Here is a 16,648-nt window from a genome sequence, read left to right on the forward strand (position 1 = left end):
CAAAATTAAAAATTGCAACTTCCGTGTCTTGCAGCGTTTTAAGACTGCGTTGGCTGCCAGTTCTCGTCACCACTCAGGAATTCAGGGAGCCGCGACAAGATGTTGTACATGGCGTCCAGATATTCCTGTGCTTCCGCTGTTGAAAGCACCAGTGGAGGAGCGATTCGAATCACGCGACCTGCCAGAGGTCCGAGGACATGGATGGCATGTCCAGCTCCATCGCCATAGTAGCAGGCCGCCACGGCCGCCATCGCCACTTCTTCCGGAGTGTGAGTTCCGGATTCGGCTTTGTCGCTTTCCAGGGCTTGGAACTCAACGCCCCAAACCGTTCCTTCACCACGCACGGCCGCCACGGCTGGGAGTTCGGTCAAACGCAACAAGCCTGCTTCCAGAACTGATCCCAATTCCTGACATTCTTCGATGACGTTTCCAGCTTCAAATTCATCGAGTGTTGCCAGCACGGCAGCACATCCAAGTGGATGGGCACTCCAGGTGTCAGATCCGTCGCCATAGCCAAGTGCCCCGAAGAGATCGGACCGGCCGACTGCGGCATCGACAGGAATTCCGTTGCCGAGTCCCTTGCCGAGGAGGACAATGTCTGGCTCAACTCCGTAATGTGAGTAGGCATACATTGAACCGGTGCGTCCAAAGTTTGCCTGAATCTCGTCCAGAATAAATGGAATGTCCCTTTCTCGGCAGAAACGCTGCAGCAGTTGCAGGTATTCTTTCTGAGGATGGAATGATCCTCCACCTCCGAGATATGGCTCGGTGACAACGCAGCAAAGACGTGAACCGAATTCATTTGCGAGTGCAGTCAGCTCTGCTTCGTATTTCGTCAGATCGAGAGGTTCACGTCGTTTTTCGACGGAGTAACACTCTTCTTTCGGGAAGCTGATGAATCGCACACGTGGATCACGGTCAGGACTGTTTTCGTTCCCTGTGATCGCTGCCGACAAGCCTTTCTTGCCGTGGAAACCATCGCGCGTTGCAATGATGATGTCTCCTTCTTTGCGATGTGCCAGAGATGCCCAAAGTGCTTTCTGGACCGCTTCACTTCCACTGGCTGCCCACAGGACCTGTTCCATCCGGGCTCCGCCAGACTCGGAACGCATACTTTTGAGAAGCCGTTCGCAAGCCTCAACCTCTAACGGAGAGACCGCGTTATAAACCGTCAGAGGTGCCGCGCGAACAAACTGCTCGTCGGTTTCTGAAATTCCATCATGGAGCTTTTGAATCAGTTCTCCATGTCCAAGGTAGTCGTAAAGTCGTTTCCACCAGCGCGTCGGATTGTGTCCCAAGTTGGAAACCAGCACACCTGAGGTGAAATCCATCAGCTTTCGACCTTCGGCAGTGTAGTGGTAGCTACCCGCACTGCTTTCGATGACAGCCATGCTGGAAGTGGGCGTTCGCAGGCACCGCGGTTCTGTCGAGACATTGCGGCGACGAAGTTCGTTTGAAGCTGTCTCGCCGTCATGCAGCACGGCAGCTTTTTGAGTGCTTGATTCAGTCGTCATTAAACTTGACCTTTGTATAAAATTTCTGGTTTGACACTTCCGGGAGAGTACAAAACGAGGCCACCTTCGTCTGTATTGAGATACGCAACAGAATCGGGAGTCCCTGCGGCATGGCGTTCAAGGATCGCTTCCATTGCCTGGACCGCCGCAACAACCTGCCGGTCAGCGGAAAGGTCATTGTAATCGAATGCGGAAATTTCTTTCAGGCGTTGATCACGTTCTTCTGCGGGGCCACCCAATTCAACATGAGCCACTTCCCGAGCAAATCGCTCGATAACTTCAACGCCGTATCCGCGCTGTGTTCTCTCGTTCCATGGTTCGAGGAACTCACCGTTGTAGTGGTTGTTCATCGAAATTTTTCTTGTGAGCGGAGTTTCTCCCTCGATGGTGCATTCAATCCCACGTTTGCGACTGTGTCCGTTCCAGAGACCATTATCGAATCGGAATTGCACTTCTTGTTCAACATAACCTGGGAAGTTGTCGGGAGTCACCCAGCTTGTATGGATATCAAATGCAGCTTCTCGTTGATCATCGTATTCGTAGATCAATCGCAATTGTGTGGAGTCCCAGGTGGGGCCATCCGCAGGGCCAACGAGTCCACGCTGCCCGGTGCATGTGACACTTTTTAGTTTCCCACCAAATGTGAAGTCAATGAGTTTAATATAATGGACTGCTACGTAAGTTCCGGGGTTTCTGCCTTTGATCCATTCGGCAAATTGTCCACCTGAAATCGATTTCGGCTCAAGCAGAGTGCAGTAACCATTGTTGACATGGTTCAGCTGTCCATCGACGACGAACGTGCGGAGCTTCTTGTGGTCTGGGTCAAGCAATTTGTGGTAAACGACTTTCGCTAACACATTCTTTTCAGTTGCAATCTGTTGGAGTTGATCGAGTTCGTCGAGCGTCAGCACCGAGGGCTTCTCAATGATGACATGACAGCCCGCTTCAAGAGCAGCTTTTGCGGCGGCGAAGTGACGGTCATCAGGAGTCGCGACACAGACAAAGTCTGGCTTTTCTTGCAGCATCTGCTGAACGGAATCCGCACCGGCACAACTTTCGAATTCTGCAAGCCGGCCGCTCGCCCGTTCGCGATAAGATTCCGCTCGTTTTCCGGTTCGCGTTGCAACCGCAGCCAGCGTGACATCGCAGGTCGGAAATGATTGTCCTGTGAGTCCTGTTGCCTGAACAGACTCAAAGAAGGGGCGATATGTCTCGTCAAAGATCATCCCCATTCCGACCATGCCTGCTCGCAACAAGTTTCGCGATTGTGTTGTTGACACGATGATTTCCCTTGTTTCACAAATCGAATACACTACAATAATTGAACTCACATTCAGTAAGTGCATGCACTTTATCCGGAGTCTTCATGGTCGTCAAGTCATTATTCCATCCTGACCGATACCCGGCTCTTCGTCTCGTTGTGACTGACGGGGGAGACGCGAAAATGTCGCTGGTGGACAATGTCTACGATCAAATACTCCTGCAAATCGTCAATGGAGATTTGCCAGGTGGAGCGGAGCTGAAAACAACAAAGCTTGCTGAATCGCTCGAAGTCAGCCGAACCCCGGTTGCACAGGCACTCGTCCGCCTTGCTGCTGACGGTTTAGTCAGTCAACATCGGAACCGGAGAGCCACGGTTCGAGAGGCAGCTGAAAACTGGCTGGTTGATGTGCATCAGCTCAGACAACTTGTCGAACCACATGCAGCCGCGCGAGCCGCTGGGAACATCGATGCTGAGGTCCTTGCCGATCTGGAAATGCTGGCTCGGGAAGCACGGCCGAATAAAGAGCATGCCTGGGTCGAGGCGGCAGCCTATTTCGATAGTGGTCTGCATCTGACAATTGCAGAATACTGCGACAACCTGCCGATGCGAACAACGATTCGTCAATGCTGGAGCTACAAACGTGTGTCGTATCAAGCAGGAAATGACACTGAACAGAGCCTGCGACGCGGATTTCGTGAACATACTGCAATCCTTGAAGCCCTGAAAGCAGGTGACTCAGCAGGTGCTGAATCAGCTGTCGCCAAACATCTTGATTCTGCTTCAAAGACGCGACCCAAATCAAGAATTGTCTAACACCGGTCGGCTGTTGTTCTTTGCGTTCTGCCTCGTGGCTCGCAGCCTACGAAGTTGAAAATGCGATCTTCACGGGCACGAAAGGCGTTGAAAATGCCCCAGAGTAAACCAATGTTGACTTTTGCGTTCTGCCTCGTGGCATGCAGTCTACGAAGATGAAAATGCGATCTTCACGGACACGAAAGGTGTTGAAAATGCCCCAGAGTAAACCAATGTTGACCTTTGCGTTCTGCCTCGTGGCATACAGTCTACGAAGTTAAAAATGCGATCTTCACGGACACGAAAGGCGTTGAAAATGCCCCAGAGTAAACCAATGTTGACCTTTGCGTTCTGCCTCGTGGCATGCAGTCTACGAAGTTAAAAATGCGATCTTCACGGGCACGAAAGGCATTGAAAATGCCCCAGAGTAAACCAATGTTGACCTTTGCGTTCTGCCTCGTGGCGTGCAGACTACGAAGTTGAAAAAGCGAACTTCACGGGCACGAAAGGCGTTGAAAATGCCCTAGCGATGGATCGAAAACGTTGGTACGATTTGGTTCTTGGAGTTATGTTTTCGCGATCATGAAAACCGTGACGAAAAGCCGTCTGAATGAGATCAATCAGGGTTAGCTTCAGTTCTTTTGCATAAGACAGTATTGATTCTCAGGCAATTTCAATTCAGGCAAGGGATTTCTTCGGCAAGCGACTGAATAGAATTTCAATGTCGAATGACCAGGACGATACTGTTTCTTTTGCTCTGATGGGGCAACTGTTGACTGAATTGGAAGACCGTTGCGATTCCGATTCGGGATTCTCGCTCTTCGAACTGCTTGATTCGTTCTCGCTTTCCTCGGAAAATCGAGACTTGCTTCAAGAGCTTGTCGTTCATCATTTTCGAATTCTCCAGGAACGAACACCAGATCTTTTACCCGAGATTTACTTTTCAAGTTATCCGGAGCATCAGCAGTATGTTGGTGCGCCTGAAGAACTTTTGAATCCATCTCGCATCAGTGCAGCTTTGCTGAGAGCGTCCGATTCCGGAAGTCGTTTTCCAGCTTCCTCGAAAAGTTTTCCGGCATCTGCTGCGATCCCGGAATTTCGAGGCGGACCGTTGGGGCTGTTGCCGGTCTCAATGCAGAAAGCGCTTCATTCTCAAATGCAGCCAGCGGTCTTTCATGACGGGCAAAAGATTATCACAGAAGGGGAGGAGGGAGATCTCCTTTATGTCTGCTGTGCTGGCTCCGCGAAAGTGACCATTGTTCAGGATCACGCGAAGAAATTACGGATCGGTCGTATTGTTCCGGGACAGGTCTTTGGCGAAATGGCGTTGATGGGAATTCCCTGGCGAACAGCTACGGTCACGGCAGAAGGGGTCGTGGACGTGCTCACACTCAGCAAGCAGGATTTTCACTCTTTGCTTCGTCAGCATCAGGAGTTTTCCAATGTGATTACAACAATTATTGGGGAGCGTTTAGGGAACCACCGCCGCGACGCACTCTTCTCAGTGACGTTGGAGGGCTATCAGATTTCTCGCCGTTTGGGGCGAGGTGGAATGGCGGTTGTCTACGATGCATTGTCCGAAGAAACCGGGCAGCGAGTCGCTCTGAAAATGATGAGTCACCGGCTTCATATCGATCAGCTCGCACGAGAGTGGTTCGATCGCGAAGCGCAGCTGATTTCTTCTTTTGATCATCCGAATATTCCCAGGCTGCTCAAACGGTTTGATGCATTCGCAACCGCGTTTATGGTCATCGAATTTATTGAAGGGGCGTCACTTGCGCAAGTCCTGAAAGAACGTGGCCCCTATGATGAAACGTCAGTTCTGCGAATTCTTGCCAATCTTGTTCACGCTCTTGAATATGCTCATTCCGCAGGAATTGTTCATCGCGATGTGAAGCCCGCCAACTGCATGATCGACTTGAAAGGCGATGTGAAGCTGATGGACTTTGGGTTGTCTGTCCCGTTCTTTGCCGGAAAAGACTCTCGCTGCGTGATCGCAGGAACTCCGGCCTACATGTCACCCGAGCAGTTTCGAGGGGAGATCTGTCCAGAATCGGATTGGTTTTCTCTTGGTTGTGTTGCCTTCGAACTGATGACGGGGCAACGCCTGTCGAACCCGACTAATCTGTTGGCAATGGGGCAAAACTTTCAGAAATGGAATGTCGGTGTTGTCCTTTCACAGATCCCCAAGAGCTACTCGACCGCGAAAAAAATCCTGCGGTCGTTGCTGGATATCGAACCCGGTAACCGAAGCAAGAGCCTCGGAATGCTCGAAGAATTCCGAAAACCGTTGAACGTTTCGGATTGGGATATCGGCTCAATGCTCGGAAAGAAATGAAGCAGACCGCACACGAGAGCTGATCTCGTGTGCGGTCTGTTGAAAGCTTCATTCACCGGTCGTGCTGCGGGTCAGTTGCCCGCTTCATGCCAATAGAGCAGTTTGCTCCACCATGTGCCCGTGAAGAACGCGTTTCTCTAGAGCCAGTCCGAAAACTTCTGGAATAGCCGCTTTCCTCAACATTTGAGAGAGCAATTTCAAGTTTCAGGATCAGTTTTAGTAAAAATGCTGTTCGCCACGAGGCAGAACCTGCAAACCAATTCGAAAGATTCTCTAGAGACTCTTCCAGCTACCTCGGATTGAACTTTAGAGGCCAATCTTGAAAGAGAGCGTGAAGACCGGTGTAGTGGTGGCTTTATGTCAACTTTTGCATGGAGGCCATAATTCCGTCGGAGTCCAGCCCTTGGTAGCCCATTTGCTGCCACAGCCCTCCGGAACCTTCTTTATGAGTTCCGATGTTGTTGTAATTCCCTTTGAATCCACGTTTGAGGAGTTCTGTTCCAAAGCGTGAACCGAGACCGGTTTTGACGTTGAAGGATTCGGCGACGAGGACTGCGGGGGCAGCTGCAAGTTTCGCCATCATTTCTTCGTCGTAGACATTGAGTGTGGATTTGCAAATCAATCCCACATCCGTCCCGGCTTCCTTCAGGCGAATCACAGCGTCGAGAGCACGATAAGTCGTCTCGCCAAAAGTGACGATGTAACCAGCAGTTCCTTCGCGAATCACATCATCTTTCCCGGGGACGAATTCGTAGTCGTCGCCGAAAACTTTGTTGCCTTCCTCATTCAGCAAATCAGGCACTCCTGAACGAGTTGAGAAAATGAAACGCAGACCTTCCTGGCTGTAGATCGTCTCGAGACATTTTTTGAACTGATGCTGGTCCGCTGGGAAATAGAGGCGAGTGTTGTCGTGACCTTCTTCTGGAAGCCCGTTGTCACTGAACATGTTGTTCAGTCCGAAGTGACAGGTGTTATCTGCCATGTCGTCGCAACCGGCGTGGCTGAAGTGTGCCAGAACGTTGCTCTGGTTCAATCGTGCCATCGTGATTTCAGAGACGACCATTTCCAGGAACGCGGAGAAAGTCGCGAAGACTCCTTGCTTTCCTCGCTCGTATCCGAAGCCGGCAGCTGCGGAAAAGTTTCCACGTTCCATGATTCCGCCGCGAACAAAAACTTCCGGATGTTCGGCACGAATATGATTGAGGCCGCAGCTTCCTTCCAAATCGCAATCGAAAACTCGAATCGATTCAATTCGTTGTTCTTCTGGAATTTTATCCAGAATTCCATTCATGATTTTACCGAAGAGGTCACGGTTCTTGCCGATACTGCTTCCATCGGAACCTTGGTGAGATGGGCCTCCAGGACCTTTTTCAACAGTCGTTAGATACTCAGCAGCTGCGTCTCGACCACGTGACTTTAAATGCTCAATTGCGACAGCGGTTTTGATGACGTCGTGACCGTGCGCACTTCCTTCGAGCCCTTTGATGCCAACGCACATTTTACGTTTGTTCATCAACGCAACCGGTCCGTCATGTGTGACCGCTTCACACATTCTGGCGTACAGGCTGTCGAGGTCTTCACCGTCGCCGGTGTTCACTGTCAGTCCGTGACCTTCGAGTGTTTTAGAGACATCAAAACCTTTGAGGTATTCTGAAGGATGACCGGCAATCGTGACGTCGTTGTCGTCGACGACGACTTTGACGTTCAGGTTCTGGGCGACTGCGAGACGTGCTGCTTCAGCGTCGTTTCCTTCCATTTGTGATCCATCGGACCCAAGCATGAAGACGACTTGGTTCGGGTTGGCAATCGCCACGCCGTTCACAAATGGCCACATGTGCCCCAAGCGACCAGAGCTGAACTTCACGCCCGGAGTAAATCCGCGTTCCGGATGACCTGGAAGATGTGACAGATATTCGCGGTAATGGAACAGTTTCTCAATGTCCATGTCCCCTTCCAGAACCGCCATCAGGTACTGAGTCGCAACTCGGTGACCCGCTTCATCAAAGAAGATCGGCAGCACTTCTGGTGTTCCACCGTTTTTTGAATGTTCCATGAAGCCGTGCATGATGAGAGTTTCAGGCACAGTGTCGTAGGGACCTCCTGTATGGCCCCCGAGCCCTTTTGCATCGGCGATGGCAGTGAAGAAGACAATGGCGTCGCGGCAAAGTTGAATGTTCTTGTCGAGCTGAGTTCGTTGCTCGGCAGTGAGAGTTGGATTTTTAGGATCGAGCGGAACCACTTGGTATTCATGAAGTGGAATTGGAAATTCAGTGGTAACAGTCATCTCTATTTTCTCCAACAATTCAATAAGTTTGCGATCAGGCCGTGGAATCTGTCCTACTTGACATTTGACAACCAGGTGTAAGCGATATGAGCGGCGTTCAGAACTGATCCTGAAACTTGAAATTGCTCTCTCAAACATTGAGGAAAGCGGCGATTCAAAAGGTTTTCGAACTGGTTCTGGTTTTGGGCCAAAGTATGAAGTGAATCGAAGAAATTGCAATGCTGTCAGATTCAGCTTATTGAAAACATGGTATCTGTTCGCCTGAGGAGGCCGGAGATCCTGCCCACCATCAAAATCTCACACTTTCAGTCCGTTCGGCTGGAACAGATAAAATCCTGCCAAGCTGTTGTGGAGCATTTTTCCCGTCTCGTGTCGGTGTTGCGATACTGAAGGCGTCTCGAATCACGTAGCAGCTACTTGATGAAACGAGTTCTGCGCGGACCCACGGAAGAACAGTCTGCTCGACTCACCGTCGTAACCGTATTTTGTGAAAGACTTTATGGTGAAGAGTCTGCGGGAGATGCCTTAGAGCCATTCCGCTTCGTCAGCAACGGTTTCTGCAGCGATGGTTTCCGAAGCGATAGCAAGGGATGGCTTTTCGGTTTTCGAATGAGGTGCGGGAACGGAAGGAGAATTTGCACGGTCAGTGCGAAATCGTTTTCGTTCGTCTTTGATCGATGTTGGGTCAAAGCGATGTCCGAAGTAGCGTGATTGGGCATCTTCGCTACGGAAAATGTCATCGATATCGCCCGTCACCAGAACACGACCATCGACAATAATATTGCAGCGATCAGTGATGGTTAATGTTTCTCGTTCGCGGTGATCTGTCATTAAAATCGAAATCCCAGAGTCCTGAAGTGCTCCAATCACGTCTTGAATGTCGTTGATTGTTGTGGGGTCGATCCCGGTGAATGGTTCGTCGAGCAGGATGATTTTTGGGTTACTTGCCAGACATCTGGCGATCTCCAGGCGGCGGCGCTCTCCCCCGGAAAGGGTTGAGGAGACCTGTTTGCGTTTGCCTTCCAAGCCGAACTCACCGAGCAATTCAGTCACGCGAGCTTTGCGGTCTCGGCTCGAGAGCGGCATATATTCAAGAATGGCGATCAGGTTTCTTTCCACTGAAAGCTTTGTGAAAATACTCTGATCCTGCGGCAAATACCCCATTCCATGCCGAGCCCGTTTGTACATCGGCCAGTTCGATACATCCTGCCCATTCAGAAAGACTGTCCCTTTGGTTGGAGCGGTGAGACCACAGGTCATTCGGAATGTGGTCGATTTGCCAGCTCCGTTCGGTCCTAAAAGGCCGACAATTTCACCGGGCTCCACCGAAAAACTGACTCCATCGACGGCACGAAAGCCGTTTGGATAAACTTTGACAAGATCACGGCATTCCAGAATCGACATTGAACAATCCTTTGTTCGCAGACAGCCCATTGCTTGGCAGACAGCATCGCCTCACAACTTTCTGGCTGTGACAAACACTGCAGAAGTCGCCGGAATCACCTGTGAAGTGCTACGGTTTCAGCAGTCTTGTCAGCATATTTTGTAACTTACGACCAACTCGACTGAAATATAGATGATTTCACTCGTCGGACTCAACATCATCACGATCACGTTCAAGTCCCAAGCTCATCCAAATCTCGAATGAGAGGAGGGAAGAAAACGGGTGGAGGCTGAATTGAGTGGACAGCAGCGAGATTAAGGGTTTTCAGGTTTATGCCCTGTACAAAGTGGTTAGAAAGTCTTGAACTTTGGAAACTGCCATTTCGGCGGCTTTACAGTTTGCACTAAGCCTGTAAATATTGCAGGCTAGGACACATTCCTGTTTCTCGTGTTCGTGAAGAGCGGTTTTCATCAGGCGAAAAACTTTACGCCACGAAACAAAACGCATACATCATTTCTGGAAATGTCCTAGAGCAACTCCAATCCTGGTTCTCACGTTCTCCGGCGTGGTGAGCTATCCGTGAAGTCGTGATTGTGATCTTCATGGACTCAGCAAACATTGAAAAAACTTTAGAGATATCTTTCGCGAGAAACATGGAAGGCTCTCGTAAACACTGGGATGGTTTGGCGTCGACCGATACGTTTCTCGTCCAGATCATTGTTCCCGAGTAGGAATCCACAGTGAGTGATCAGCAAAAAGATATGTTTCAAATTGCCATCAGCGTCCTCATCGTGGACGACGATGAGGCTCACGCGCAGGCTGTTGCAGAAAGCCTCCGGCGGGTGAATTGTGAATGTACGATTGCGAACTCCGGGCCGAAAGGTGCGGAGTTGATCGAGTCTCAGCAGTACGACGTGATCATTACCGACCTCAAGATGGACGAGGTTGACGGCTTGGCGATTCTCAGGAAGGCCAAAGAAGAATTGCCCGATGCCGAAGTGATTGTTCTGACAGCTCACAGTTCGATTCCGTCGGTGGTCACAGCCATGCAGGGAGGGGCTTATACTTATCTGACAAAACCGTTGGATATTCAGGAACTGCGTCAATCTGTCGACAAGGCCTCCAGTCGTATCCGTTTAATTCGGCGGAACATCTCGCTCGCGAAAGGGCTCGATGAACGATTTGGCTTTGAAGGTGTCATCGGAAATAGCCCTTCGATGCATCGTGTGATCGAGCAGTTAAAGAACCTCGCTCCTACTGATACGACAGTTCTGATTCTCGGTGAAAGTGGTACAGGAAAAGAACTCGTTGCCCGTGCAATTCATCAGAACAGCCCACGCAAAAGCAAACCTTTTGTCCCATTGAACATCTCCGCACTTCCGGAAAGTATTCTGGAGTCCGAGCTTTTCGGACATGAAGCGGGAGCGTTCACTGGCGCGGCAACCAAACGAGTCGGAAAATTTGAGTACGCCAACGGCGGAACATTGTTTCTCGATGAAGTTGGAGAAATGCCAGCCGAAACGCAGATCAAACTGTTGCGAGTCTTGGAGGAGCGGAAGATCACTCGCCTGGGCTCGAATGATGAGAAGTCAATCAATGTCCGTCTGGTCGCAGCGACGAACGCGAATCTGAAAAGTGAAATGGAAGAGGGGGCCTTTCGAGGCGATCTCTATTACCGATTGAGTGTGGTGACAATCTATCTTCCGCCACTTCGCGACCGTCGTGAAGATATCCCGTTACTGATCGATCATTTCCTGAAGGAATTCTGCAAGCGACAAGGACGCGAAGTGGAAGGGCTTTCGCGGGGAGCGCGGCAGGCACTGTTATCATTCGACTGGCCGGGCAACATCCGTCAACTGCGAAATGCGATTGAAGGAATGCTGGCTCTCGATATGGATGGCAAACTTGATGTGGATGATCTCCCAACGGAGCTCGCTGAACTCGGTGGAGAGTCTCCTGATGGACTGATTGGCGGCTCCGGGGCTGATATGCTCATCGGTCGACCACTCGACGAAGTCGAGAAATACTACATCGCCCGCGCCTTGGAGCTGACAGGTGGAAAACGAGAAGAAACCGCAGTCATGCTGGGAATGGGAGAGCGCACACTCTATCGAAAGATCAAAGAGTACGATCTGAAGTAAGCTCAACTCACACAATCTGTCAAAAGAGCCCTCGGGGTCATCGTGGATTCATAATGAGAGACGCAATTGAGCATGTTCACGGCTGATCGGAGTCATCTTGCTGCATCTTTGGCAGTCATTTCGCCCCCGCTGACTCATCAAGGGACGAGATATGAGGCTGGAGATCTAGAGCATCTTTCGAACTGGTTTGCAGGTTCTGCCTCGTGGCGAACAGCATTTTTACTGGAGAAATGCGTTCTTCATGGGCAAACGGTAGAGCAAACTGCTCTAAAAGAGACGTGCTTTAGAGATTCGGTTTCAATCTGAAAATTTTCAGAATCATTCCTCTGCTGAATCTGGATACAGCCGCGCAGTCTCAGATAATTAAGTGAACAAGTCTGATTAAAAGCTGATTCAAGTACCTGCCACGAGACAGGTTCAACAAGTCTTTACGAATATCGAGCTCAGTACGACGAATGTCGCTGAGAACTCACAAGGGGAAGCAACTATGCAAGGAAGTCAACGAGTGATCGATGCACTCAATGCCGGATTGACCATCGAATTGACTGCAATCAACCAGTACTTCGTTCAGGCGAAAATGTGCGAAAGTTGGGGGTTACATAAACTCGGAGCCCACCACTACGAAGAATCGATCGAAGAGATGAAACATGCGGAGCTATTGATTGACCGCATTCTCTTCTTTGATGGAGTTCCGGAAATCGCACGGTACGACGTGATTCGTGTTGGCGATAACGTCCAAGAGCAGCTGGAGAATGATCTCGCTCTCGAATTGAACGCCAGTAAAACTTATAACGAAGGCGTCCAGATCTGCCTGGAAGAGAAAGACTCAGCCAGTCGAGAAGTGATGGAACAGATTGTTCGTGAATCTGAAGAGAGTGTCGATTGGCTGGAAGCTCAGCTTGATTTAATTAAGCGTCTCGGAATTGAAAACTACATGCTGTCGCAAATGGGCGAAGCGAAAAACGGCTAGAGCAACTTTCGAATTGGTTTGCAGGTTCTGCCGCGTGCCGAACAGTATTTTTACTTAAGAAATGTGTTCTTCACGAGCACACGGTAGAGCAAACTGCTCTAACCGACCGAGAAGTTGATCTGCGAAAACAAAAACGCTGAACATTCCGAGGAATCGTGAATGTTCAGCGTTTTTTAGAACTGATCCTGAAACTTGAAATTGCTCTCTCAAACGTTGAGGAAAGCACCTATTTCAGAGGTTTTCGGACTGGTTCTAATTTGTCCCGCCATTTTTCTATGAACAACGGGTTTTGTCGACGAGATCGCGACGGTCTACAGAGCAGATTGCGAAATCGATTTGAAGTCAGTTGGGGCTATTCTCTGCTCGCTCAATTTCTGAAACATGGTGCATCTGAATCGGTGATCTCTTCAGTCTGTTTTGACGGTGTCCCGATTTGAAAGATACTCGGAGATCAAGCACTTGATGCGAGATCGACACGACATGCACCCACCTCCCGCACCGCAGATTGATTTCACATCTTGGAGGCTTTCCGCGCCCATGATTTCGACGGAATCCTGAATCGTTGATTCTCGTACGTTCAGGCAGCGACAAACAATCGCATCGTTGATGACAGTCTGGCTCACAGTGGTCACTCTCAAATAGATTTCCGCTCACTGAAAACGTCGGAAACAGGCATCGGCGAGACTGCAATCAGCAATGTAGTAGCTACTGCCGGTGAACCTGAGACTCAATCTCAATAAGGAGATTGTATTTCCAACTGTTCAGTCGGGTCAACTTGAAATTCGAAATCTCCCCATTTTTTTTCGGCTTTCTGGGCGTTTCAATTCTTCCATGCGTAAGCATCTTTGGATAAAGGGGTTAAGGAATAGGTGTGACATCCCGAAATTAAGAATGGTGCTCCCTTCGAAGCAACTCCCATATTTTCGCCTGATGGAAGACTCTTCCAAAAGTTTCTACATTACAGCGAGTCCGGATAAGGCTGAGAGGTTACGTCCAACTAAATTCAAAGACTGAATTGGAGTGTTGACTGTGGCTATGACTGTGGCGATGAATGTAAAATGTTGCGCTTTGAACTCTGACGAAGGGCCACATTTTGAAATTCTTCCGAAAGCTGGACTCGCCGTTCATCCGGGGAATCGCTCAGCGAATTTCTGGAACGCAGCTGAACTCGTCGAAGAGCTCCAGGGATGTTGCAGCGTCATTGCCGGTTCTGAACCTTACACTGTTGAGGTTCTGAAGCAGTTGCCGGATTTGCGAGTGATCGCGCGAACTGGAGTTGGGTTCGACGCTGTTGATTTGGCGGCGTGTGACGAGTTGGGAATTGTTGTCACAACAACACCCGGAGTGAATCACCACTCCGTTGCTGAGCATACCATCGCGATGCTGATGGGACTTTCTCGTGGCTTTCCTGATCAGGACCAGCGTGTTCGAACTGGAAACTGGAAACGTATCGCTCGTCCACGTGTGATGGATCGGACACTCGGATTGATCGGACTCGGTCGAATTGGACAGGCTGTCGCGACCCGAGCTGCCGGATTGGGTATGAAGGTCATTGCCTGTGAACCTTATCCAGAGATGGATTTTGTCGACAAATGGGGCATTGAGTTGCTGGAGCTGAATGACCTTTTTGCAGCTGCGGACTATATCTCCTTGCATAACCCGCTGACTGAAAAGTCCCGCAAAATGATGAATGCCGAGACCTTTTCAATGATGAAGAGGGGATCTGTGCTGATCAATACCGCACGCGGTGCGTTGGTTGATGAAGATGCACTCGTCAATGCACTCAATTCGGGGCAACTCAGTGCAGCAGGCTTAGACGTCTTCGACGTGGAACCACTCCCTGTCGATAGCCCGCTCACAAAGATGTCGAACGTGATGTTGTCTGGTCACGTCGCCGGGCTCGATATCGAGTCGCAGCGAGACACACTCACGATGGCGGCAGAGACGATTATCGCCCTGAAGAATGGTGAATGGCCGCAAATGTGCATTCAAAATCTGAGTGGCGTCAAAGACTGGTCCTGGGACCGATAGAGCAGTTTGCTCTACCGTGTGCCCGTGAAGAACGCATTTCTCTAGGAAAAATGCTGTTCGCCACGAGGCAGATCCTGCAAACCAATTCGAAAGATGCTCTAGAGCACTGAGGTGGTTCACAAGACAGGTTCCACGAGACAGAAGGCCTACATTTTTTTCAAAATGCTCGAGATCCAATCCAATATTGGATTGGACGTTCTGCCTCGTGGTGAGCCGTCTATGAAGTCATGGAAGTGAACTTCACCATTACGACAAACATTGAAACTGCTCTAGCCGAGTTCGATGTTCAGTTCTTCAATCTTCCGGTACAGGCTGGAAAGCCCCAGTTTCAGACGCTTGGCGGCTTCGCGTTTGTCGGGCCATTGACGCAGGACACGTGTGATGTGCAATCGTTCGTAATGTCGCAATGCACTTCGAAGGTCGTCCGTGTCTGGCAATGGTTGCCCCAATCCAAGCAAGTCGGGAGGCAAATCGCTCGGCTCGATCGAGGTTCCGTCACACATGATGACGGCTCGTTCAATTGCATTGTCGAGTTGCCGAACATTCCCCTTCCATTGGGCAGCCATTAATAGCCGAATTGTTTCACTCGTCGCGCTGACAACTCGTTTTCGCAGGGATTTCGAGTGCTTAGCAATGAAGTGATCAACCAGTTCCGGAATGTCGTCGAGACGCTCCCGGAGCGGAGGGATACGAATTTTCACACCATCAAGGCGATAGAACAGGTCCTCTTGGAATGTCTCTTCGCCAACGAGTCGCAGGAGGTCTTCGCTGCTGGATGTGATGATTCGGCATTGGACTTCGTATGGTTCGGAACCGCCGACCGGCATGCTTTCTTCGTACTCGATGGCACGTAGAAGTTTTGTTTGTGTCCCCATCGGCAACCGGGCGATTTCATCGAGGAAGACGGTCCCCTTCCCGGAAGTTCGGAGGATACCTGGTTGTGTGTTCCCGGGAGAATCGGACCCGAACAGTTCTGCTTCGAGCATCTCAACAGGGCGACTTCCACAGTTGACCGCCAGGAATTTTTCCTCTTTCATTGGGCCGGCAGAATGGATAGCTCGAGCGAAGAGTTCTTTTCCTGTTCCAGTTTCGCCAACCAGCAACACGTTGGAGTTCGTGACTGCAATCTTTGAAATTGTATCCTGGAGTTGTTTGAGTGGTTCACTTGATCCGACGATTTGGTCGAATCGGTTCGGTTGAGCCAGTTCTAACCGGAGCTTCTGGTTTTCCAGATAAAGATCACGATACTCAAAGACCCGTTTCAGTTTGTGGGCGAGATCGTCAAAAATGACTGGCTTGGTCAGGTAGTCAAAGGCTCCACGTGTGAACGCATCAACGGCTGATTCAACAGTTCCGTAAGCGGTGATAATCAACACGAACAGAGATGGATTGAGCCGGTGCATCTGCTTCATCAGCTTAATACCGTCTCCGTCGGGGAGTTGGATATCGCAGATGGCAACATGGAAGTCCTGATCCTTGGCAGCTTTTAAGCCTTCTTCAACGGTCCCTGCCTGGGTCACCTGAAAGCCTTCGCCGGTCAGAAACTCTCCGAGTGTATTGCGGATAATTTCTTCGTCTTCGACAATCAGAATCTTACGGTAACTGGTGCTTGGTTTTTCCGGCTCGGTCATTTCTTCTCTTCGGATTCGAACAGAAATCGATGTGAGTTGAGATTTTAGAGTCTTTTGACGCGTTTTGCACGCACGCTGCATGCATCTTTGCAAAGGATTTATGAGTCAGAATTTGGGGAGAGGGACAAATCTGGGAGATGAGCTCGGGCGGAATCGATTTCAAGGTCGGTTTTCGTGGGGCGTCGTCTTGACTCCTCGATTCTCTGGTCAGCAATCGGGAGGGACTTTTGAGAGACGAAGGCTGGCGGACAATTGCTCTGACAGGGGCTGTTTTATCGGTGGAGTGGACATTCATTCGG

Annotated in this window: 11 protein-coding genes; 5 read left to right on the forward strand and 6 right to left on the reverse strand. The window is 50.2% G+C overall.

The annotated features are described in order from the left end of the window. Positions 1-38: 38 nt before the first annotated feature. A complete protein-coding gene (locus ACN0YR_RS15660) occupies positions 39-1,514 on the reverse strand; it encodes an aspartate aminotransferase family protein (RefSeq protein ID WP_417850185.1) in 1,476 nt (491 codons plus the stop codon). Beyond that, the gene (locus tag ACN0YR_RS15665; protein WP_417850186.1) at positions 1,514-2,794 is read right to left on the reverse strand and encodes a Gfo/Idh/MocA family protein; all 1,281 of its coding nucleotides are present in this window, start codon (positions 2,792-2,794) and stop codon (positions 1,514-1,516) included. Before ACN0YR_RS15665 ends, ACN0YR_RS15660 begins: the two co-directional genes overlap by 1 nt. An 86-nt stretch (positions 2,795-2,880) precedes the next feature. Here ACN0YR_RS15665 and ACN0YR_RS15670 point away from each other — a divergent pair, with 86 nt between their 5' ends. Both ACN0YR_RS15670 and ACN0YR_RS15675 read left to right on the forward strand, forming a co-directional pair. Then, positions 2,881-3,591, forward strand: coding sequence for a GntR family transcriptional regulator (locus ACN0YR_RS15670; protein ID WP_417850187.1), 711 nt, complete (start codon positions 2,881-2,883; stop codon positions 3,589-3,591). Between the two features lie 700 nt (positions 3,592-4,291). Beyond that, on the forward strand, positions 4,292-5,908 hold the full coding sequence (locus ACN0YR_RS15675) for a protein kinase domain-containing protein (protein WP_417850188.1): 1,617 nt from the start codon (positions 4,292-4,294) through the stop codon (positions 5,906-5,908). Between the two features lie 355 nt (positions 5,909-6,263). Here ACN0YR_RS15675 and ACN0YR_RS15680 read toward each other — a convergent pair whose 3' ends face one another. After that, entirely contained in the window at positions 6,264-8,192 is a 1,929-nt protein-coding gene (locus ACN0YR_RS15680; RefSeq protein WP_417850189.1) for a transketolase C-terminal domain-containing protein, read from the reverse strand. Positions 8,193-8,717: 525 nt separating this feature from the next. Further along, positions 8,718-9,596, reverse strand: a complete 879-nt coding sequence (gene lptB / locus ACN0YR_RS15685; protein ID WP_417850190.1) for an LPS export ABC transporter ATP-binding protein — start codon at positions 9,594-9,596, stop codon at positions 8,718-8,720. A gap of 741 nt (positions 9,597-10,337) precedes the next feature. Here lptB and ACN0YR_RS15690 point away from each other — a divergent pair. After that, entirely contained in the window at positions 10,338-11,717 is a 1,380-nt protein-coding gene (locus tag ACN0YR_RS15690) for a sigma-54-dependent transcriptional regulator (RefSeq protein ID WP_417850221.1), read from the forward strand. Positions 11,718-12,204: 487 nt separating this feature from the next. Beyond that, positions 12,205-12,687 carry a bacterioferritin gene (bfr, locus tag ACN0YR_RS15695; protein ID WP_145199699.1) on the forward strand — a complete coding sequence of 161 codons (483 nt, stop codon included), beginning with the start codon at positions 12,205-12,207 and terminating at the stop codon, positions 12,685-12,687. Positions 12,688-13,094: 407 nt separating this feature from the next. Here the strand turns inward: bfr and ACN0YR_RS15700 are convergent, their stop codons facing one another. Continuing rightward, positions 13,095-13,310 carry a (2Fe-2S)-binding protein gene (locus ACN0YR_RS15700; RefSeq protein ID WP_417850191.1) on the reverse strand — a complete coding sequence of 72 codons (216 nt, stop codon included), beginning with the start codon at positions 13,308-13,310 and terminating at the stop codon, positions 13,095-13,097. 412 nt (positions 13,311-13,722) lie between these two features. Between ACN0YR_RS15700 and ACN0YR_RS15705 the strand changes: the two genes are divergently transcribed. Continuing rightward, positions 13,723-14,718: a phosphoglycerate dehydrogenase gene (locus ACN0YR_RS15705; protein WP_417850222.1), complete on the forward strand. Its 996-nt coding sequence runs from the start codon at positions 13,723-13,725 to the stop codon at positions 14,716-14,718. A gap of 269 nt (positions 14,719-14,987) precedes the next feature. On the opposite strand, the gene ACN0YR_RS15710 is transcribed toward ACN0YR_RS15705, so the two are convergent. Then, entirely contained in the window at positions 14,988-16,349 is a 1,362-nt protein-coding gene (locus tag ACN0YR_RS15710; RefSeq protein ID WP_417850193.1) for a sigma-54-dependent transcriptional regulator, read from the reverse strand. Between the last annotated feature and the right edge of the window lie 299 nt (positions 16,350-16,648).

The sequence above is a fragment of the Thalassoglobus sp. genome (genome assembly GCF_048270125.1).
Lineage (GTDB): Bacteria > Planctomycetota > Planctomycetia > Planctomycetales > Planctomycetaceae > Thalassoglobus.

Bases quoted from the DNA above. Each gene is read 5' to 3' on its own strand.
- ACN0YR_RS15705 (WP_417850222.1), top strand. From the start codon at position 13,723: ATGACTGTGGCGATGAATGTAAAATGTTGCGCTTTGAACTCTGACGAA.
- ACN0YR_RS15710 (WP_417850193.1), bottom strand. From the start codon at position 16,349: ATGACCGAGCCGGAAAAACCAAGCACCAGTTACCGTAAGATTCTGATT.
- ACN0YR_RS15690 (WP_417850221.1), top strand. From the start codon at position 10,338: ATGTTTCAAATTGCCATCAGCGTCCTCATCGTGGACGACGATGAGGCT.
- lptB (WP_417850190.1), bottom strand. From the start codon at position 9,596: ATGTCGATTCTGGAATGCCGTGATCTTGTCAAAGTTTATCCAAACGGC.
- ACN0YR_RS15660 (WP_417850185.1), bottom strand. From the start codon at position 1,514: ATGACGACTGAATCAAGCACTCAAAAAGCTGCCGTGCTGCATGACGGC.
- ACN0YR_RS15680 (WP_417850189.1), bottom strand. From the start codon at position 8,192: ATGACTGTTACCACTGAATTTCCAATTCCACTTCATGAATACCAAGTG.
- ACN0YR_RS15670 (WP_417850187.1), top strand. From the start codon at position 2,881: ATGGTCGTCAAGTCATTATTCCATCCTGACCGATACCCGGCTCTTCGT.
- ACN0YR_RS15675 (WP_417850188.1), top strand. From the start codon at position 4,292: ATGTCGAATGACCAGGACGATACTGTTTCTTTTGCTCTGATGGGGCAA.
- bfr (WP_145199699.1), top strand. From the start codon at position 12,205: ATGCAAGGAAGTCAACGAGTGATCGATGCACTCAATGCCGGATTGACC.